Genomic DNA, 19,071 nt, shown 5'->3' with positions numbered 1-19,071 from the left:
TCATGCCCCTGCAGCCGCCACAGGCCGCAGCGCCCCCGGCTCGACCCGGGCCAGAAAGCCCACCACCACCGCGGCCACCGCCGCCTCGGCCAGGGCCAGCGGCAGATAGGTTGCCAGCAGCACCCGCGCGACCGGCACATAATCGGATGACGACAGCCACAAGGACAGCGCCACCGCCCCGCCCGTGGCCAGCACCGCCAGCGCCGAGCCGATGCCCGCCAGCGCCCCGGCCACCACCGGCCGCACCTGCCGCCGGATCACCGGCCCCAGCACCAGCCCCGCCATCGCACCGGGCAGCGCGATGTTCACCGTGTTCACCCCCAGCGTTGTCAGCCCGCCAAAGCCGAACAGGACCGCCTGCAGGGCCAGCGCCACCAGAACCGCCGGGAATACCCCCATCCCCAGCAAAAGGCCCATCAGCCCCGACAGCAGCAGATGCACGCTGGACGGCCCGACCGGGATCGAAACCAGCGAGGCGGCGAAGAACACCGCCGCCAGCAGCGCCACGCGCGGGATCGCCCGGTCGTCGATGGCGCGCAGGCCCAGACCCACGCCCACTGCCGCCAGCGCACCGCCGCCGATCAGCACCGGCAGCGACAGGATGCCATCGGGAATATGCGCCATGTCAGCGAACCGCCGGATTGGTGTGAACCCAGATCAGCGCCCCTTCCTCGACCGGCACCGTGGTCCCGTCGGGCGCGGTCATCGGGCTGTCGCCTTCCATCAGCGCGGCAAAGCCCCACCAGCCCGAAACCGGCATCGCATAGGTGAAGGTGCCGTTGGCATCCGCCGTGATCACCTGGGTGATATAGGCATCGTTCGGCGGCTTGATGCCACCGTCGTTGATGAACTCGACCTCGACCTCGGCAAAGGGCACCGGCTGACCAGCCTTCGTCACCACGCCGGCAAAGACATTGCCGGTCCAAAGCCCGGTTGGCCGGGTCAGCGGCCTGATCTCGACCGGCAGGCCCACCATCGCATCCCAGCCCTCACCGCTGGCGAAACTGTCCACGATGACCTTGGCGTAATGCACGATGAACTTGCCCTCAGCCGGTTCCCAATAGGGCTGCGGCGTGACGTAAAAGACCGACGCGCCGGGTTCGGCCAGCTCATGCTCCAGCGTCCAGCTCATCCCCCCGTCACGCGGGGCCTCGACCAGACGGTCGGTCAGCACCGTTCTGGCGCCTGCGGTCAGCACCCCCACTTCCACCGGCCGCGCCATTTCCATCACCGGCCCGCCTTCGAACGGATGGGTGAAGACCAGATCCAGCGCGACCTTTCCCCCTTCGGGCAGCACATCGGCCGTGGGAATGATCTCCTGAAAATGCGCGACTGACGGTCCGGCGGCGGCGACCAGCAGCATCGCGGCAAGGACAAAGGGGCGGGTCGGAAGGCAAGGCATCTTGAGTCCCGGTCAGGTATGATTTTCAGGACGGTAGATCATACCACCTGTTTTCAGCAAGACCGCATCACCAAAGACGGCAGATTTTTCCCCTTAAAAACAACGTGGTAACCTTCTTACCACCCCCCTGGAAAACACTTGCCACCCGGCCCCGTTCCGGCCTTGCTGCCTGAAATCGTTGACAAACCCGCCTAGGCCGCGCCCGCAGGTGGCAGATCGCGCCCCACCCGGAGGTGCCCATTTTTTCAGCACAGGCCGGCGCGCCCTCACACGCTGCGGGTCAGCCCGCCATCGACCCGCAGGTTCTGCCCGGTGATGTAGCCCGCCCCCTCCGACAGCAGGAAGGCCACGGTCGCGGCAATCTCCTCGGCGGTGCCGTAGCGTTCCATCGGCACGCTCTGCCGGCGGTCTTCGGTGGCGGGCAGGCTGTCGATCCAGCCGGGCAGCACGTTGTTCATGCGGATGTTCTTCGCGGCATAGCTGTCGGCGAAGACCTTGGTGAAAGCCGCCAGCCCGGCCCGCGCCACCGCGCTGGTCGGGAACATCGCCGAAGGCTCGAAGGCCCAGGCGGTGGAGATGTTGACGATGGCCCCGCCGCCCTGCGCCTCAAGGATCGGGGTCACCAGACGCGCGGCGCGGACGACGTTCAGGAAATAGACCTCAAGCCCCCGGTGCCAGTCGGCATCGCTGATTTGCAGGATGGGTGCGCGAGGCCCATGGCCGGCCGAGTTGACCAGACCGTCAATCCGGCCCCAGCGGGCCATCACCGCATCGACGGCGCGTTGCAGATCGGCCTCGTTCTGGTTTGACCCGGTGACACCGACGCCGCCCAGTTCATCCGCCAGCGCCTCGCCCTTGCCGGACGAGGACAGGATGCCCACCCGCCAGCCGGTTTCCGCCAGATGCCGGGCGCAGGCCGCCCCCATGCCCGACCCGCCCGCCGTGACCAGAACCACCTTGCCGTCAGACATCCTGCTTCTCCGCTGCTGCCATTCGTTTCGGCCAGACTGCACCCGCCGGGACAAAAGGTTAAGCCCCGGCAAAACCGGCCTTGCGAGGGATTGAAACCGCAGGGGCGCAGCCGCATGGCGGGATCGTCACCCCAAAGCCTGCCAGATCAGCCGCAGCGCCATCGCAGTCGAGGTGACCACCAGCAGCGGCCGGATCAGCCGCGACCCGATCCGCATCGCTGCCCGCGCGCCAATTGCCGCGCCCGCCACCTGCGCCACCGCCATGGCCATTCCCACCGCCCACCATGTTGCCCCCGAAGGGATGAAGACCAGAAGCGACCCAAGGTTCGAGGCGAAGTTCAACAGCTTGGTATGCGCCGTGGCCTTGAGCACGCCGTAGCCGGCCAGCAGCACGAAACCCATCATGAAGAAACTGCCGGTTCCCGGCCCGAAGAACCCGTCATAGGCCGCGATCAGCGGCACCGCCGTCAGGGCAAAGACCGCAGGCCGCATCCGCTGCACGCGGTCGTCATCCGACAGGCCCCTGCGAAAGGCGAAGAAGCCCGCGACGCCGATCAGCACCACCGGCATGATCAGGCGCAGCACGTCGGCCGGGATCAGATGCGCGACCAGCGCCCCCGCCGCCCCGGCCACGCAGGCAATCGCGGCCATCGGCAGTTGCGACCCCAGCCGAACATGCCCCGCACGGGCATAGGTCACGGCGGCGGTGGCAGAACCGAAGGTGCCCTGCAACTTGTTGGTGGCCAGCGCCTGCACCGGGTTTGCCCCCGCCAGCAGCAGCGCGGGCACGGTGATCAGCCCGCCGCCCCCGGCGATGGAATCAACGAAGCCGGCCAGAAAGGCGGCCAGAATCAGCAGCGCCGCGATGTCGGTGGCAACCTCGAACATCGGTGGCCTACAGCACGCACCGGCGCGACACCCGGCCGACAACGCGGCCATCGTCCAGCGCCCAGTCGGGATCATGGGCATAATCGACAAAGCCGATGCGGCCGTAATAGGCCAGCCCCGGCACATTGTCGGCGCGGATGGTGGCGTTCAGCTCGCGCAGCCCTGCGGCCCGCGCCGCAGCCAGGGTGGCCGCGAAAAGCTGCGCCCCGGTGCCTTTGGCCTGCAATCCCGGCTCGACAAAGGTGCCGATGTCGCCGGTCTGTGCTGAAAGCTGCGGGTTGCGACCGACGGACTGAAAGCCGACCACGCGCCCGTCAAGTTCGGCCACCATGCAGGTCAGCGTGCCGGGGCCGTCGATGTAATCGACCAGAACCCTCTCGGCCGGTTTCGGATGCTGGTGGGCGGTGGTGCCGCCAATGGCGATGATCCGGTTCAGCAGATCGGCCATGGCGGGGGCGTCGGCGGGGGTGGCGGGGCGGATGATCATGCCGCGAAGTCTTCGCGGGAAATCCCTTGAAGGTAAAGCAGCGCCGTCAGATCGCCGTGGTTCACCCGGACATCGCACTCCGCCTGCACCCGCGGCTTGGCATGAAGCGCAACGCCGGTGCCGGCGCGCAACAGCATGGGCAGATCATTGGCGCCGTCGCCCACGGCCAGCGCATCCTGCGGCGACAGGCCCAGCCGGGCGGTGATTTCCTCCAGCGCCTGAAGTTTGGCTTCCTTGCCCAGGATCGGCTCGGCCACCTGCCCGGTCAGGGCGCCGTCTTCGGCCAGCAGCACATTGGCGTGGTTTTCGTGGAAGCCCAGTTTCGCGGCAATGGCGCCGGTAAAGGCGGTGAACCCGCCGGAGACCAGCGCTGTATGCGCCCCGGCCGCGCGCATGGTGGCCAGCAGCACGGGGCCGCCGGGCATCAGGGTGATGCGGTCGCGCAGAACACGGGCGATCACCTCTTCCGGCAGGCCTTTCAGAAGCCCCACCCGTTCGCGCAGCGCGGCCTCGAAATCCAGCTCGCCATTCATGGCCCGCGCGGTGATCTCCGCCACATAGGCCCCGACGCCCGCTTCATCGGCCAGCTCGTCAATACATTCCTGCTGGATCATGGTGCTGTCCATGTCGGCGATCAGCAGCCGCTTCTTCCGCCCCGCCGTGGGCTGCACCACCAGATCAACCCGCAGCGCCTGCAAGTCCTGCCAGGCGGACCACAGGGTTTCGGGAACCGTCTCAAGCGGGAATTCGGCGGCAATGCCGGGGTCCAGCCAGCGCGCATCGCCGCCACCCCAGGCATTGCGCAGCGATTCCACGGTAACGCGGTCCAGCACCGGGGTTTCGGGGTTGGTCAGCAGCGTGGCGGTGAACATGGGGGCGTGTTTCCGATAGTGGACAGGAAGGTCGCATTCTTGCGACGATGCGGCGCTTTAGCGCGATTTTCCCGCTTGTGCCAGCCCGCGCCGCGCCGTATGCCCCGCAGCGGGACACCCCTCCCCAACGAGGGGCCTTTAGCTGGAAGGCTACCATGACAGACCTGACTCCGCCGGCCAAGCGCCCGGCCAATCCGCGCTTCTCTTCTGGCCCCTGCGCCAAGATCCCCGGTTATTCCCTTGACATGCTGGCTGACGCGCCCCTGGGGCGGTCGCACCGCGCTGCGGTGGGCAAGGCCAAGCTGAAAGAGGCTATCGACCTGACCCGTGAAATTCTGGGCGTGCCGGCAGATTACCGCATCGGCATCGTTCCCGCCTCGGACACCGGCGCCGTCGAAATGGCGCTGTGGAGCCTGCTGGGCGCCCGCCCCGTTGAAATGCTGGCCTGGGAATCCTTCGGTGAAGGCTGGGTGACCGATGTGGTCAAGCAGTTGAAGCTGGACGCCACCGTCCGCAAGGCGCCCTATGGCCAGATCGTCGATCTGGCGACCGTCGATTTCGACAAGGACGTGGTCTTCACCTGGAACGGTACCACCAGCGGCTGCCGTGTGCCGAACGGCGACGCGATCCCCGCCACCCGCGCCGGGCTGACCATCTGCGACGCCACCTCTGCCGCCTTCGCGATGGACCTGCCCTGGGACAAGCTGGATGTGACCACCTTCTCCTGGCAGAAGGTTCTGGGCGGCGAAGGCGCGCACGGGATGCTGATCCTGTCGCCCCGCGCGGTGGAACGGCTGGAAACCTACACCCCCGCCTGGCCGCTGCCGAAGATCTTCCGGCTGACGGCCAAGGGCAAGGTGTCCGAAGGCATCTTCGCAGGCGAGACGATCAACACGCCGTCGATGCTGGCGAACGAAGATTACCTTGTCGCGCTGAAATGGGCCAAGTCGGTTGGCGGGCTGAAGGGCCTGATCGCCCGGGCGCAGGCCAATGCGCAACTGGTGTGGGACTTCTGCGCTGCGAACCCCTGGATCGCCAATCTGGCCGAAACGCCCGAGATCGCCTCGACCACCAGCGTCTGCGTCAAGTTCACCGACCCCCGCATCACCGATGGCGAGGCTTTCGCCAAGGCCGTGGCCAAGCGGATTGAAAAGGCCGGCGCGGGCTTTGACCTTGGCGCCTATCGCGACGCGCCTCCCGGCCTGCGCATCTGGTGCGGGTCCACGGTGGAAGCTGCCGACGTGGCTGCGCTGCTGCCCTGGATCAAATGGGCGTTCGACGCCGAAATCGCCGCGCTTGCCGCGGCTGCCTGATCGGGTGCGGCGGGGATTGCCCCGCCCCCTTTCCCCATCCCCATTCTGATAGGAGCCCGCCATGGCCCGTCCTCGCGTTCTTGTTTCCGACGAACTGAGTGAAACCGCCGTCCAGATCTTCCGCGACCGTGGGGTCGAGGTCGATTACATGCCCAAGCTGGGCAAGGACAAGGAAAAGCTGGCCGAAATCATTGGCCAGTATGACGGCCTTGCCATCCGCTCGGCCACCAAGGTGACCGAAAAGTTGCTGGCCAGCGCCGACCGCCTCAAGGTGGTGGGCCGCGCCGGGATCGGCGTTGACAACGTGGACATTCCGGCCGCGTCGAAAAAGGGCGTGATCGTGATGAACACGCCCTTCGGCAACTCGGTCACGACGGCCGAACATGCAATCGCGATGATGTTCGCCGTGGCGCGGCAACTGCCCGAAGCCAATGCCAGCACCCATGCCGGCAAATGGGAAAAGTCCAAGTTCATGGGGGTTGAGCTGTTCAACAAGACCCTGGGCGTGATCGGGGCCGGCAATATTGGCGGCATCGTCTGCGACCGGGCGGTCGGGCTGAAGATGAAGGTCATCGCCTATGACCCCTTCCTGTCGGAAGAGCGGGCCAAGTCGCTGGGCGTCACCAAGGTGGAACTGGACGACCTGCTGGCGCGCGCCGATTTCATCACCCTGCATGTGCCGCTGACCGACAAGACCCGCAACATCCTGTCGCGCGAAAACCTGGCCAAGACGAAAAAGGGCGTGCGCATCATCAACTGCGCCCGTGGCGGGCTGATCGACGAAGCCGCGCTGAAGGACGCGCTGGATGCCGGCCATGTGGCCGGCGCGGCGCTGGACGTGTTCGAGGTGGAACCGGCGACCGAGAACGTGCTGTTCGGGCATCCGAATGTGGTGGTCACGCCGCACCTTGGCGCCTCGACCACGGAAGCGCAGGAAAACGTGGCGCTGCAGGTGGCCGAGCAGATGTCGGATTACCTGCTGACAGGCGCAGTGCAGAACGCGCTGAACATGCCCAATGTCACCGCCGAACAGGCCGCGATCATGGGGCCGTGGATCAAGCTGGCCGGCCATCTGGGCGCCTTCATCGGCCAGATGACGGATGAGCCGATCCGCGCCATCAACATCCTCTATGACGGCCGCGTCGCCGAGATGAACGTCGCCGCGCTGAACCAATCGGTCATTGCCGGCGTGCTCAAGGCCCACAACCCGGATGTGAACCTTGTCTCCGCCCCCATCGTGGCCAAGGACAAGGGCATCCAGATCTCGACCACCCGGCAGGACAAGACCGGCGCCTTCGACGCCTATATCAAGGTGACCATGGTCACCGACAAGCGCGAGCGCAGCGTGGCCGGCACCTGCTTCAGCGACGGCAAGCCGCGCTTCATCCAGATCAAGGGCATCAACATCGACGCCGAAGTGGGCGCCCACATGCTGTACACCACCAACGACGACGTGCCGGGGATCATCGGCCTTCTCGGCATGACCATGGGCAAGAACGGCGTGAACATCGCCAACTTCACCCTGGGCCGGTCGGGCGTGGGGCAGGATGCCATTGCGCTTCTGTATCTGGATCAGGCGATCGACCCCAAGGTCGTGGAAACGCTGGAATCGACCGGCATGTTCCAGCAGGTCAAGCCGCTGGCCTTTGAAGGCGCATGACAGACACGGGAAAGGGCCTTTCCCCCTTTCCCGTCTTCCAATATCCGGGGCCCGGGGACCGCGCGGTTGCGCCTCCCCGGGTTTTCTTTTGGGGAACGGATGCCATGCGTGCCTATGCCATCGGCGATATTCACGGCCAATTGGCCCTTCTCAAGGCCGCGCATGACCGGATTGCCGCCGACATCGCCCGCCACGGCCCCGCCCCGGTGGTGCATGTCGGCGATCTGGTGGATCGCGGCCCCGACAGCCGCGGCGTGATCGACCTGCTGCTGGAAGGGCAGGCCGCGGGGCAGGACTGGGTGGTGCTGAAGGGCAACCACGACCGCCTGTTCACCATGTTCCTGGACGATCCGCAGGCGCAGGATCACCGCCTTCGGTCAGACCTGTCCTGGCTGCATCCCCGCCTGGGCGGGGCGGAAACGCTGGCCTCTTACGGCGTCCGCGCCGCCGCCGACCGGCCCGTTGCCCCGGTTCATGCCGATGGCCTTGTGGCGGTGCCCGCATCGCACCGCGCCTTCCTTCAGGCGCTGCCGCTGACGCACCGGATCGGTGACGTGCTGTTCGTCCATGCCGGCATCCGCCCCGGCGTGGCGCTGGACGCGCAGGCCGAGGATGACCTGCTCTGGATACGGCAGCCCTTTCTTGAGGATACGCGCGACCACGGCCCGCTGATCGTGCATGGCCACACCGCGCTGGACGCGCCCACGCATTACGGCAACCGCGTCAACATCGACAGCTCGGCCGGCTACGGCGGCCCCCTGACCGCCATCGCGATCGAGGGGCGCGAGGTGTTCCTGCTGACCGAGGCCGGCCGGGTGCCGCTGGTGCCAGGGCTCTGACAGGCCTGCGCAACCCTGCCCGCAGGCCCCGCCTTTTCGCCGCAGCAACTCTGTCACAAGGAATCGCCCGCACCCCCTTGCCAAACCCCCGCGCGGCGGCTAATCCCCCGCCACGGTCGGAGCGTAGCGCAGCCTGGTAGCGCACCTGCTTCGGGAGCAGGGGGTCGGAGGTTCGAATCCTCTCGCTCCGACCAATTTCCCGCAACATAGCCCTTACTCAGAAACACCCCCTCGGGGCGCCGCACAGCGCTTGGGCCGATGGTTTAACTAGGATTCAAGCGCTGCGGGCCTTCGGGTGAAACAGTTGTAAAAGCCCCTCGGAAACCCTCCCCTCAAGTGGCCAACAGCACCGAGGCCCGGAAGAAGGCATCCCTGCTGCTGCGTCCGTTGGGCAGACCGTGCAACGGGACGTTATACCTTATCGGGGAGGCGCCCCGGCTGCTTGGCGGCCAGAGTCTTCTTCACCACAGCCGCTGTTCCGGCCGGCATTGGTCGCGGATGCGAGCCGTGATCATATTATGACTGAAAACGATCTCGCGCAGATCCTGTAGCACCGACATGCGGCAGGCGCTGCGGGCGGGCTTTCGATTCTGATCGTCTGTCACGCGCTGCCAAGGCTGGGGCAGCGTTACCGAAGGCGACCTGACTTGCGGCGGCTATCCGGAGAGTTCGGGGATCGTCGCCGCCTGTGTTTGATGCAGGGCCGAACGGCTGGCTGCTCAGGAAATCTTGCAAGCCATGCCGGTTCCGGCCCAGGAAGGGGCCGGAACGCTGCGCGCAAGGGCAGAAGACCGCTTTCATGGCGAAGGCGTGCGTTGTGCCATGGCCGGCACAGCCGCATCTTCAGGCGGTCTGAAAGGTGGTATCCGCATCCAGCGGCCAGACCGGCCGTTGCACGCGGGTGTAGGGGCGCAGGTGGGCCTGCGGGGTGGCCAGCGCGCCGGAATCGCAGACGATGACACGGCCTGCGATGGGTTCGTAGGCGGCGCGGAAGTGCTGCATCGACTTCACCACAAGGAACCGTAGCGCATCGGGTTCGATCCCGAAGGCGCGGACCTGTTGCAGGTCCAGCATCTGGCCGGGCAGGCTGACCACCAGCACGTCAATGCCCTGCACCCGGAAGACGGCGGTCGGGCCGAAACTGTGGGTGATCCCGCCAAGGATGGGGCCGTCGCCGGTATAGGTGCCGTCGGACAGGTGCACGACCTCTCCGGTCAGGTGCAGCGGGCCGCCGCCGAAGGACGGGTCGCATTTGCCGCCAAGGTCCAGGGTGACCGTATCGCCAACCTTGTGGCGGTGCAGGATGGCCGCCGCCTCGGGGTCAATCATGGGGGCAAAGGCACCGGGGGCCGCCCCGGCGGCCAGCAGGGCCTGCAACAGCGCGGTGGCATCGCCATAGGCCCCTGCCCCGGGGTTGTCGGCATAGTCGGCAATCACCAGCGGGCCGTTGCCGGGGGTGAAATCGCGCGCTTCCTGCGCGGCCTGACCGGGGGTCAGGAAGGTGTTGCCCACCTTGCCGCGCCCGTTCCAGATGCGGCGGGCCAGACCATTGGCAATCTCTTGCGCCCGGTCTTCATGGCCCCGGTCGAAGGTCACCAGCACGGTCGGGCCCATGTCGGGAATGTCGGCCTCGGAAAACCCGGCGTTGACCGAGACCGCCAGAATACCCGGCTCAGTCTCATGTGCGGCGGCATCGGTGTAAAGGGCGGCGGTATCGGGCACATCGGTGCGGCCGGCATTGGCCTCGTCCAGCATAGGAATCCGTACGCGCAGGGTGCGCGGCGTGACGGCACCGCGCAGCGTGGCGTCCAGCAATTGGCCGGCCTGCCGCCCGATCTTGCGCATGTCGATATGCGGATAGGTCTTGTAGCTGACAAGGATCTGCGCCTGTTCCACCATCGCCGGCGTCACCATCGCGTGCAGGTCCAGCGTCGCCGCGATCGGCAGGTCCGGCCCCACGATGGCGCGCAGGCGGCGCAGCAGCTCGCCCTCGCCATCCTCACAGAAGGCGGGCACCATTGAGCCGTGCAGCGACAGAAGGATGCCGTCCAGCGTGGCGCGGTGTTCGGCGGCGGCATCGCAGATGAGGCCGGCGATGTGATCGAAGGCTTCGCGTGAAACGCGCGCGCCGGGGGTGGCATGGGCCGAAACCGTATGCGTCACCTTCCAGCCCGCCGCGCGGCCGGCGTCCAGAAACCCGGCCAGCTCGTCATTCACATTTCCAAGACGGTCGATGGCGGTCTGACCAAGGTCAAGCACGTCATCGCGGAAATCCTGCAGTGTCGTTTCACCCTTCTTGAAGGTGTTGCTTTCATGGACGAACGCACCGGTCAGAACGTGGAAGGGCATGGGGTTGGTCCTTTCAAAGCGGATGGAAGCAGGCCACCGGATGGGCGGCATCGCCCGCAAGGGCGGGGGTATCCCGGCGGCATCGGTCCGAAGCGCGGGGGCAGCGGGTGGCAAAGGCGCAGCCGGGCGGCAGGGCGAAGGGGCTGGGAACCTCGCCCGTCAGCATTTCGATCACGCGGCGACGCGCCGGATCGGGGGCGAAGTTCGACTCCATCAACGCCCGGGTATAGGGGTGGCGCGGCGCAGTGCGGGTGTCGGGCAGAACCTCGACCACCGATCCCAGATACATCACCACGATGCGATCACAGAAATAGCGCACAAGGCCAAGGTCATGGCTGATGAACAGGTAGGTCAGACCCAGCCTGTCGCGCAGGTCGGCCAACAAGGCAATGATCTGCGCCTGGATCGACACATCCAGGCTGGCCGTGGGTTCATCCAGCACCACGAAATCGGGCTTCAACGCAAGGGCGCGGGCGATACCCACGCGCTGACGCTGACCGCCCGACAACTGGTGCGGATGGCTGGCGGCCAGCGCGGCCGGCAAGCCGACCGAGGCCAGCATTTCGTCGACCCGGGCCGGTGCGATCACCTCGCCCTGCAGGCGAAGGGGTTCGGCCAGAACATCGGCCAGGCTGTAGCGCGGGTCCAGGCTGGAGTAAGGGTCCTGGAACACCATCGCCATGCGCCGCCGGATCCGGCGCAGCGCACCGGCAGAAAGGGCCGTGATGTCGGTCCCGTCAATGGTGACGCGGCCCGAGGTGGGTTCGATCAGCCGCAGCACCAGCCGCGCAAGGGTGGACTTGCCGCAGCCGCTTTCGCCGACCACGCCAAGAACTTCGCCCTTGCCGATGGACAGCGTCACCTCGCGCACGGCCATCATCGTGCGGGGTTTGGCAAACAGGCCGCCGCCCGACTGGAAGCGCTTGCTCAGCGCGTCGATCTTGACCATGGGCGCGGTCATTCGGCTTCTCCGGGGTGGTGGCAGGCAACCTGTCCCGCGGTGCGGTGCACGATCATGGGCGGAGTGTTGCGGCAGAGGTCAGAGGCGCGCGGGCAGCGCGGGTGGAACCGGCACCCGGCCGGAAAGGCGGCGGCCGACGGCACCGCACCGGGGATGCCGGTCAGACTGCCCTTTGCCATGCCGTCCTGCGGGATGCAGCCGATCAGCGCGGCGGTATAGGGATGCGCCGGTGCGGCGAAGATCGGGCCGACCGGGCCTTCCTCGGCCAGACGCCCGGCGTAAAGCACCGCCACGCGGTCGCAGACCTGCGCCACGACACCCATGTCGTGGGTGATCAGCAAAAGCGCCACGCCCCGTTCCCGCACCAGACTGCCAAGGATCTGGATGATCTGCGCCTGCACCGTCACGTCCAGCGCTGTGGTGGGTTCATCGGCGATGATCAGGTCAGGATCGCCCGCCAGCGCCATGGCAATGACAATGCGCTGTTTCATGCCGCCCGAAAGCTGATGCGGCCAGGCGTCGACAACCGCCCCCGCTTCGGGGATGCGCAGCCGGGTCAGCAGCTCAAGCGTGCGCGCCCGGGCGTCGGCCCGCGACAGGCCCAGATGCAGGCGCGACACCACGTCCACCTGTTCGCCGATGCGCTGCACCGGGTCCAGCGCCGTCATCGGGTTCTGGGTAACGAAGCCGATCCGCGCGCCGCGCAGCTTGCGCCGCTGGGTTTCTGTCATCGCGGCCATGTCCTGACCGTCGAACCGCACCGTGCCCTTTGTCACGCGGCCACCGATCAGCGGCAAAAGGCCAATCGCCGCCATGGCGGTCAGGGATTTGCCCGATCCGCTTTCGCCGACCAGACCAACCACCTGCCCGCGCCCGACTGACAGGCTGATGCGGTCAAGCAGGCCCAGGTTGCCGATCGAGACGCTGATGTCGTCCAGCTTCAGCAGCGCCGTCATGCTTCCCTCCGCAGCCGCGACCGGATGTCGAGTTCGGCAATCAGCGCATCGCCGTAAAGGTTGATCGCCACCACGGTGATTGCCACCGCAAGACCGGGAAAGATGATGACCCAGGGCGCCTTGAACACCAGAGCCGACCCTGCCGACATCATGCCGCCCCAGCTTGGCACCGGGGGCTGCGCGCCAAGGCCGAAGAAGCCCAGGGTCGCTTCCAGGATGATGGCATCGCCGGTTGCCAGCATGGCCGAAACCAGCACCGGCGCCAGTGCGTTCGGCAGAAGATGCCGGAACAGCAGATGGGCATTTCCCGCGCCAAGGCTGCGTGCGGCCTCGATGAAGGTCTCGCCCTTCAGCGTCATGATCTGGGCGCGGGTCAGGCGGGTGAACTGCGCCAGATAGGCTACGGAAATGGCAATCATCACCCCGGTCGTGCCGGGGCCGATGATGGCGACAAGGATCAGCGCGATCAGGATTTCCGGGAAGGACCAGGTCAGATCGACCGTCATGGTCACGATCCGGTCAAGCCAGCCGCCGAACCACGCGGCCGATGCCCCCAGCACCATGCCGCAGAAAACCGAGATCGAGATGGCCGTGGCGCTGACCGAAAGCGAGGTGCGCGCGCCATAGATCAGCCGGGTCAGCAGGTCACGCCCGAATTCATCGGTGCCAAGCCAGTGCTGCGCCGACGCCGGCTGATAGGCGTTCGGCAGGTTCTGAATGTCATAGGCATAGGGTGTCAGCAGCGGCGCGAACAGGGCGGCACAGATCACCAGGATCAGCCACAGGCCGGCAACGGCGCCTTGCGGGCGGCGCAATGCACGCAGGGGCGCGATCATGACAATGCCGCCCGAACACGCGGGTCCATCAGCGCCTGCAGGATGTCGCCCAGAAGCGTTCCCAGAATGACCGCCATGGCCAGCATCAGAAGGCAGGCCTGCACCACCGGATAATCGTGCTGGCTGAGGGATTTGATCAGAAGCGTGCCCAGGCCGGGGCGGGCAAAGACCACCTCGACCGTGACGGCGCCACCCAGAATCCAGCCAATGCGCAAGGCCAGGATCGTGACCACCGGAATCAGCGCATGGCGCAGCACATGGCGCAACTGGATGCGCAGCGGCGACAGGCCCTTGGCGTGCAACAGCATCACGAAATCGCGCCCCGAGGCCTCGATCATCGACACGCGGGTGATGCGGGCCACCAGCGCCGTGCCGCCAAGCCCGATCGTCAGCACCGGCAGGACAAGCGATTCCCAGCCGCGCGCGCCCGAAACGGGAAACCAGCCCAGACTGACCGAGAAGATCAGGATCAGGATCAGCCCCAGCCAGAAGCTGGGCATGGTCGATCCCAGCAGCACCCCGCCCATGATGGCGCGGTCTGGCCAGCGGTCGCGCAGCAGGGCGGCGACCACCCCCAGCGTCACGCCGACAACGGTGGAAAACAGCAGCGCCAACCCACCCAGGCGCAGCGAATGGGGCAACGCCTGGGCGATCAGGTCGGCCACCGGGCGGCGGGCCACGATGGCGGTGCCCAGGTCGCCCGTCAGCACATTGCCCAGCCAGATGCCGTATTGCACCGGCAGGGGCTTATCCAGGCCATAGCGGGCCTCAACCTCGGCGCGGGCTTCGGGCGACGACCCGATCTTCAGAAGATTGTCGATCGGATCGCCGGGGATGAAATGCAGGATCGAAAAGATGACCACCGAGACGGCCAGAAAGACCGGCACGAGCATCAAGAGCCGTTTGACAAGCCAGGATAACATGCCGGTCTTCCCGTTTCCGTCCGTTATTCCTTGACCTCAAGGTCAAGGAAGGCGGCCGCTCCGAAGGACGGGGCGTCAATCTTTTCGGGCAGCGCGATGCGGTCCTTGTTGTAGGCCATGGCCTGCACCGGCTGGTAGATCGGGGCCATCGGGAACTGGGTCAGCACATATTCATGGTAGGCGGTGAAATTGGCGATCCGCTCTTCCATGTTCTTCGATCCGGTCATGGCCGCCGCGCGCAGCTCTTCGGCCTTGGGGTCGTTGAACATCGACACGTTCGGATAGCCCAGCCGGTCAGCCCCGAAGAACCAGTCGACGATATCGGCGTTGTCCCAGTTGTAGGACCGCACGGCGAGCTGCTGTTCGCCGGTCTTGTACTGGTCGCGGATGGTCGAGCTGTCGAAGGTCGTGATCTCGGCCTCGATCCCCACGGCCTTGAGCTGGGCCTGAACAACCTCGGTCAGGCGGCGGAAGATGCTGTCGCTCTGGGTCCAGAGCGAGACCTTCAGCGGCTGGCCATCCTTTTCGCGCACGCCGTTGGCGCCCATGACCCAGCCTGCCTCGTCCAGCAGGGCATTGGCGCGGGCAGGGTCGTACTTGATCTTCGCCCCGTCCGAGACGTGGCTTTCCGGCAGGGCCGAGATCAGGAAGGTATCGGCCACGGCGCCGACGCCCCCGAACACGGCCGCCAGAATTTCCTCCTGGTTGATGGCCTTGGCGGCGGCCTCGCGGACGCGGATGTCGTCGAAGGGGGCCTTGGTCACGTTGATCGGCATGTACCAGACATCCTGACCGGCCATGGTCAGAACGGCCAGGTTGGCCTCTTTCTGCACCTCGCCCATCAGGTCGGCTGGCACGGACAGCAGGAAATCCACCCCGCCGGTCTTGAGTTCCAGGAACGCCGTGGAATCTTCGGGGATTTCGCGGAAGGTCAGACGCTCAACCTTGGCTGGTCCGTGGTTCTTGGCCATTTCCGGCCCCCAGGTGTAATCCTCGTTGCGCACGAGAACGGTTTCCTGGCCGATGGAAAAGCTTTCCAGCTTGTAGGGGCCGGTGCCGTAGACCTCGGTCACGCCATAGTTGTCGCCAAGCGCGGCAAACGACTTGGGTTCAACAACGCCCATGAACGTGGAGGACAGGTTGTACAGCAGGTTCGGTTCCGGCCGCGACATGACGAACTTGACCGTGTGGTCGTCCAGAACCTCGACCGAGGCGATGGCCTCGGCCATATAGGCGTTCTCGCCCTCGGTGGTCTTGAACAGCTCAAGCCAGGCCTTCACCGTTTCGGCGTTGAAGGGTTCGCCGTTGTGGAAGGTCACGCCCTGCTTCAGCTTGAAGGTCCAGGACATGCCATCGGGCGCCTCTTCCCAGCTTTCGGCCAGCCACGGGTGATAGGACAGGTCCGCGGCCTGGCTGACCAGCCGGTCGAACAGCAGCCCGGTGGCCGTGTTCAGCATGGTGGCCTTGATCGGGTTGTAGGTGGGGGCGCCGACCTCGTTGGTGGACATCGCGAAGACGGCCTCTTGCGCGGCCAGGGCCTGCGCCGAGAGCAGTGCTGCCAGACTGACGCTGGCGGCAAGAACGGACTTACGGAAAGATACAGTCATTTGTGATCCTCTCTGCTGGAATTTCGGTCCAGGGGTTTGCCCGGGTTGCGTCCCGGGACGGTATGTCCGATGAAATCGTCATAAAGCGCCGAGACACGGGCCATGCGTTGCTCGACCTCGGCCCCAAGCTCGCGGAATACGCCATTGACGAGAAGGCCGATGAGCGAGGACATCGCGCTGGTCGTGTCCCAGAAATGGTTAAGGTCTGTCGGAACGGCGAAAAGCTCTGTCACTAGGCCGGGGGCCCAATCGCAGTAGGGGTCGGTGATCAGCGTCACCGGAATCCCCTCGTCCCGCGCGGCCAGGGCCAGATCACGCGTCAGGCGCGAATAGCGGCGGCCGTCGATCAGCACGAGGGTGGTATCCTCGGGTTCTGACAGCAGGACTTCGGCGAAATGCCCGCCCGAGGCATCTGCAAGGCCAACCCCGCCCCGCAGGTATTGCAGATTGTGTGCAAGTTCCGCCGCATGTCCGCGTTCGGTCTGGAAACCCGCGACCCAGACCGCCGGAGCATGTGCCAGCCGCGCCACCGCGGTGCCGAAGGCCGGCGTCGCGGCCAGTTCATAGACGCTGACAAGGGCCGCGATCTCGCGCTCCAGGGCGCGGCCCAGTTCCGCGTTGTCCTTGCGGCTGCGGTCATGGAAATCGCGCAGCCGGTCGCCAATCAGCCAGGCCTTCTCGCCCAGGTCCACTTGCAGGCTGGATTTCAGATCCTTGAGGTGCCGATAGCCGATCGACCGGCAGAACCGGCCGACCGATGCTTCGGACACGCCCACCTTCTGCGCCACGGTTGCCGCGGTTTCGAACGGCAACGAGGACAGGTTCGCCTCAAGATAACGGGCAAGCGCCCGTTCGGAAGGGGTTCCGGTTTCGGCAGCAAGCGACAGCCGCTGATGCAGATCGCCGGCGTGCGACGGCATCCTGGTCTCGGGCTGTTCGGGGAATTCGCTCACATTACCTCTCCGGTTGCAGGGAGAGGTTGTCAGCAAACTTTCATTAGGTCAATAATGCAAGTAATCTGAATTCCAGCTTTCCTGCATCCCACCCAGACCAGAGGACACCGATGCCCGATATTGCGCCAACCCGCGCCGACCTGCGCATCGACGGAGCCAGCCTGCGGCTGGTTCGCCTGCCGCTGATTACCCCCTTCACCATTGCCACCGGCACCATGACCGAAAAGGTCTTCCCGCTGCTGACCCTGCGGTCCGGGGGGCTGGAAGGCTATGCCGAAGGGGTGATGGACCCGCTGCCCGACTATCTGGAAGAAAGCGTGGCCGGGGCGATGGACCTGCTGGACAAGGTGTTGCTGCCGCAGGTGCTGGGCCGGTCCTTCGCCCACCCCGACCATCTGGCCCGGCTGTTCGCCCCGTGGCGGGCGAATTTCATGGCGCGCGCCACCGTGGAAATGGCCTTCTGGGATCTTTGGGCCAAGTCGCTGAACCTGCCGCTGCAAACCGTGCTGGGCGGGCAGGGCACGGCCATCGACGTGGGCGTCTCGCTGGGCATCGGCCCGGTTGCCGGAACGCTGGATCGCGTCGCGCAGCATCTGGAACAGGGCTACAAGCGGATCAAGCTGAAGGTGAAGCCCGGCCATGACATCGCCTTGTTGCAGGCGGTGCGGCAGCAGTTCCCGGGCGCGCATCTGACGGTGGATGCCAACTGCTGCTACACGCTGGCCGACAGTGACCTGATCCGCCGGATGGATGATTTCGCGCTGGACTATATCGAACAGCCGCTGGCCTGGGATGACATCCACGACCACGCCACCCTGCAACAGCGCCTTCGCACGCCGCTGTGCCTGGATGAATGTATCCGCACGGTCGACCATGCCCGCAAGGCGTTGCAGACCGATGCGGCCCGGGTGATCAACATCAAGGTGGGCCGTGTCGGCGGCCACAGTGCCGCCCGCCAGATCCATGACCTGTCCCAGTCCTTCCAGGTGCCGGTCTGGTGCGGCGGGATGCTGGAATCCGGCATCGGCCGGGCGCACAACATCCACATGTCCACCCTTCCCGGCTTTACCAAGCCCGGCGATACCTCTTCGGCCAGCCGCTACTTCACCCGCGACATCATCCGCGAGCCGCTGGAATGTGTGCAAGGCCGGATGCCCGTGCCGCCCGGTCCCGGCATTGGTGTGACGCTGGATCACGACTACCTTGCCACCGCCACGCTTTCGGCCAGGGACTATGCCGCATGACCGATGTGATCTTCCGTGACCTGTCCGGCATGGCAGAGTTCCGCGCCGCCGAAGACCTGCAACGCACGGTCTGGGGTGCGGGCGACATGCCGGACCCCGCCGATCTGATGATGGTCATCCAGGCTGAAGGCGGCCTGGTCGGCGGCGCCTTCGTGGACGGTCGGCTGGTGGGCTATGTCTTCGGCTTTCCCACCCGAAACCCGCAGGTTCAGCACTCGCACCGGCTGGCCGTGCTGCCACAGGCGCGTGGCCTGCATCTGGGCCTGCGGCTGAAGCTGTATCAGCGCGACTGGGCGCTGCGCCACGGCATCACCCGCATCCGCTGGACGTTTGATCCGCTGCGCCCGCTGAATGCCGCGCTGAACATTCACCGGCTGGGCGCAACGGCCAACACCTACCTGCCGGATTATTACGGAGAAATGGCGGGCATCAACGGCGGGCTGGCCTCGGACCGGCTGCTGGTGGACTGGGATCTGGCCGATCCTCTGGTCACCTCGCTTGCCGAAGGTAACCGGCGCCAGCCCAGGCAGGGTGTTCCGCTGCCCCTGACCCTGCCCGCAGACCTGGAAACCCTGACGCGCGACGCCCCCGATCACGCCCAGACCCTGCGCCTTGAACTGCGCGCCGCCCTGCAACAGGCCTTCGCCAAGGGTCGCCGCATCGTCGATTTCGACCGCAGCCTTTCGCAATACCGGTTGCAGGGCTGAAGCGCCGGTCGCCGCGGAAAGCCACGCAAGAAAGACTGCTGCCAAGGGCGGAACCGTGCACGATCTTGTCAGATTGCGGGCGGCACTCGGGCGCATCACTTTT

Annotated in this window: 18 protein-coding genes and 1 tRNA gene; 6 read left to right on the top strand and 13 right to left on the bottom strand. The window is 66.1% G+C overall.

From position 1 onward, the window contains the following. From cbiM to serB, 6 genes are all read right to left on the bottom strand, one after another. Nucleotides 1-624 carry a cobalt transporter CbiM gene (gene cbiM / locus B6K69_RS12435; RefSeq protein WP_108644006.1) on the bottom strand — a complete coding sequence of 208 codons (624 nt, stop codon included), beginning with the start codon at nucleotides 622-624 and terminating at the stop codon, nucleotides 1-3. A 1-nt stretch (nucleotide 625) separates the two neighbouring features. Beyond that, nucleotides 626-1,402: a DUF4198 domain-containing protein gene (locus B6K69_RS12430; RefSeq protein WP_108644005.1), complete on the bottom strand. Its 777-nt coding sequence runs from the start codon at nucleotides 1,400-1,402 to the stop codon at nucleotides 626-628. A 266-nt stretch (nucleotides 1,403-1,668) separates the two neighbouring features. After that, entirely contained in the window at nucleotides 1,669-2,373 is a 705-nt protein-coding gene (locus tag B6K69_RS12425) for an SDR family oxidoreductase (protein WP_108644004.1), read from the bottom strand. 126 nt (nucleotides 2,374-2,499) lie between these two features. Then, on the bottom strand, nucleotides 2,500-3,261 hold the full coding sequence (locus B6K69_RS12420; RefSeq protein ID WP_108644003.1) for a TSUP family transporter: 762 nt from the start codon (nucleotides 3,259-3,261) through the stop codon (nucleotides 2,500-2,502). 7 nt (nucleotides 3,262-3,268) lie between these two features. Continuing rightward, nucleotides 3,269-3,748: a GNAT family N-acetyltransferase gene (locus B6K69_RS12415; RefSeq protein WP_108644002.1), complete on the bottom strand. Its 480-nt coding sequence runs from the start codon at nucleotides 3,746-3,748 to the stop codon at nucleotides 3,269-3,271. Beyond that, on the bottom strand, nucleotides 3,745-4,620 hold the full coding sequence (gene serB / locus B6K69_RS12410) for a phosphoserine phosphatase SerB (protein WP_108644001.1): 876 nt from the start codon (nucleotides 4,618-4,620) through the stop codon (nucleotides 3,745-3,747). The genes B6K69_RS12415 and serB overlap by 4 nt, the downstream gene beginning before the upstream one ends. Nucleotides 4,621-4,775: 155 nt before the next feature. Between serB and B6K69_RS12405 the strand changes: the two genes are divergently transcribed. The 4 genes from B6K69_RS12405 (at nucleotide 4,776) to B6K69_RS12390 (ending at nucleotide 8,626) form a co-directional block, all read left to right on the top strand. Beyond that, entirely contained in the window at nucleotides 4,776-5,933 is a 1,158-nt protein-coding gene (locus B6K69_RS12405; protein ID WP_108644000.1) for a phosphoserine transaminase, read from the top strand. A gap of 61 nt (nucleotides 5,934-5,994) precedes the next feature. Next, on the top strand, nucleotides 5,995-7,593 hold the full coding sequence (gene serA / locus B6K69_RS12400) for a phosphoglycerate dehydrogenase (protein WP_107672602.1): 1,599 nt from the start codon (nucleotides 5,995-5,997) through the stop codon (nucleotides 7,591-7,593). 104 nt (nucleotides 7,594-7,697) lie between these two features. Further along, nucleotides 7,698-8,432, top strand: a complete 735-nt coding sequence (locus B6K69_RS12395; RefSeq protein WP_108643999.1) for a metallophosphoesterase family protein — start codon at nucleotides 7,698-7,700, stop codon at nucleotides 8,430-8,432. A gap of 117 nt (nucleotides 8,433-8,549) precedes the next feature. Continuing rightward, nucleotides 8,550-8,626 (top strand) — tRNA-Pro (locus B6K69_RS12390). Nucleotides 8,627-9,275: 649 nt separating this feature from the next. On the opposite strand, the gene B6K69_RS12385 is transcribed toward B6K69_RS12390, so the two are convergent. Genes B6K69_RS12385 through B6K69_RS12355 form a run of 7 tightly spaced genes read right to left on the bottom strand, consistent with a single transcriptional unit; the run spans nucleotide 9,276 to nucleotide 17,017 of the window. Beyond that, complete coding sequence (locus tag B6K69_RS12385) at nucleotides 9,276-10,781, bottom strand: M81 family metallopeptidase (RefSeq protein WP_108643998.1); 1,506 nt, start codon at nucleotides 10,779-10,781, stop codon at nucleotides 9,276-9,278. 13 nt (nucleotides 10,782-10,794) lie between these two features. Continuing rightward, nucleotides 10,795-11,742 carry an ABC transporter ATP-binding protein gene (locus B6K69_RS12380; RefSeq protein WP_108643997.1) on the bottom strand — a complete coding sequence of 316 codons (948 nt, stop codon included), beginning with the start codon at nucleotides 11,740-11,742 and terminating at the stop codon, nucleotides 10,795-10,797. Further along, nucleotides 11,739-12,698, bottom strand: coding sequence for an ABC transporter ATP-binding protein (locus B6K69_RS12375; protein ID WP_108643996.1), 960 nt, complete (start codon nucleotides 12,696-12,698; stop codon nucleotides 11,739-11,741). Before B6K69_RS12375 ends, B6K69_RS12380 begins: the two co-directional genes overlap by 4 nt. Then, nucleotides 12,695-13,534 (bottom strand): ABC transporter permease, encoded by an 840-nt coding sequence (locus B6K69_RS12370; protein WP_107672595.1) that lies wholly within the window; start codon nucleotides 13,532-13,534, stop codon nucleotides 12,695-12,697. Before B6K69_RS12370 ends, B6K69_RS12375 begins: the two co-directional genes overlap by 4 nt. Next, nucleotides 13,531-14,457: an ABC transporter permease gene (locus B6K69_RS12365; RefSeq protein ID WP_107672594.1), complete on the bottom strand. Its 927-nt coding sequence runs from the start codon at nucleotides 14,455-14,457 to the stop codon at nucleotides 13,531-13,533. The genes B6K69_RS12370 and B6K69_RS12365 overlap by 4 nt, the downstream gene beginning before the upstream one ends. Nucleotides 14,458-14,480: 23 nt before the next feature. Next, the gene (locus B6K69_RS12360; protein WP_107672593.1) at nucleotides 14,481-16,064 is read right to left on the bottom strand and encodes an ABC transporter substrate-binding protein; all 1,584 of its coding nucleotides are present in this window, start codon (nucleotides 16,062-16,064) and stop codon (nucleotides 14,481-14,483) included. Further along, a complete protein-coding gene (locus tag B6K69_RS12355; protein WP_228156724.1) occupies nucleotides 16,061-17,017 on the bottom strand; it encodes a MurR/RpiR family transcriptional regulator in 957 nt (318 codons plus the stop codon). Before B6K69_RS12355 ends, B6K69_RS12360 begins: the two co-directional genes overlap by 4 nt. Nucleotides 17,018-17,127: 110 nt before the next feature. Between B6K69_RS12355 and menC the strand changes: the two genes are divergently transcribed. Further along, nucleotides 17,128-18,261: an o-succinylbenzoate synthase gene (gene menC / locus B6K69_RS12350; protein WP_108643995.1), complete on the top strand. Its 1,134-nt coding sequence runs from the start codon at nucleotides 17,128-17,130 to the stop codon at nucleotides 18,259-18,261. Further along, complete coding sequence (locus tag B6K69_RS12345) at nucleotides 18,258-18,968, top strand: GNAT family N-acetyltransferase (protein ID WP_108643994.1); 711 nt, start codon at nucleotides 18,258-18,260, stop codon at nucleotides 18,966-18,968. The genes menC and B6K69_RS12345 overlap by 4 nt, the downstream gene beginning before the upstream one ends. Nucleotides 18,969-19,071: the final 103 nt, after the last annotated feature.

The organism is Pseudogemmobacter blasticus (assembly GCF_003071405.1).
Lineage (GTDB): Bacteria > Pseudomonadota > Alphaproteobacteria > Rhodobacterales > Rhodobacteraceae > Pseudogemmobacter > Pseudogemmobacter blasticus.
Note: the sequence above shows the minus strand (reverse complement) of the source record. Positions and strands in the feature narration are given on the sequence as shown.